The organism is Burkholderia sp. Bp9143 (assembly GCF_003853645.1).
Lineage (GTDB): Bacteria > Pseudomonadota > Gammaproteobacteria > Burkholderiales > Burkholderiaceae > Burkholderia.
The window spans coordinates 1-509 of record NZ_QTPO01000170.1; the positions used below are offsets into that span (position 1 = coordinate 1).

1 protein-coding gene is annotated in these 509 nt (G+C 64.0%); it reads left to right on the forward strand.

Translation table 11 applies throughout. The features are described 5' to 3' along the window. Positions 1-438, forward strand: a 438-nt coding sequence (locus tag DIE23_RS39185) for a branched-chain amino acid ABC transporter permease (RefSeq protein WP_148093511.1), incomplete at its 5' end; no start/stop codon positions are given. Positions 439-509 lie beyond the last annotated feature (71 nt).

Here is a 509-nt window from a genome sequence, read left to right on the forward strand (position 1 = left end):
CTGCTGCTCGTGCACAAGACCAAGCTCGGCCGCGCGATGCGTGCGATCGCCGAAAGCCCGAACACCGCGAGCCTGATGGGCGTGAATCCGAACTTCGTGATCTCCGCGACGTTCATGATCGGCTCCGCGCTTGCCGCGCTGGCCGGCGTGATGATCGCGTCCGAATACGGCAACGTGCACTTCTACATGGGCTTCATCCCCGGCATGAAGGCGTTCACGGCAGCGGTGCTCGGCGGGATCGGCAACCTCGGCGGCGCGATGGTCGGCGGTGTGGTGCTCGGCCTGATCGAGCAGCTCGGCGCGGGCTACATCGGCAACCTCACGGGCGGCGTATTCGGCAGTAACTACCAGGACGTGTTCGCATTCATCGTGCTGATCATCGTGCTGGTGTTCCGTCCGTCGGGCCTGCTGGGCGAACGTGTCGCGGACCGCGCGTAACGGAAGGGGAGCAAACAACATGACATCCATTCAACCGATCGAATCCTCGACGTCGCTCGTCGAGGAGCGCA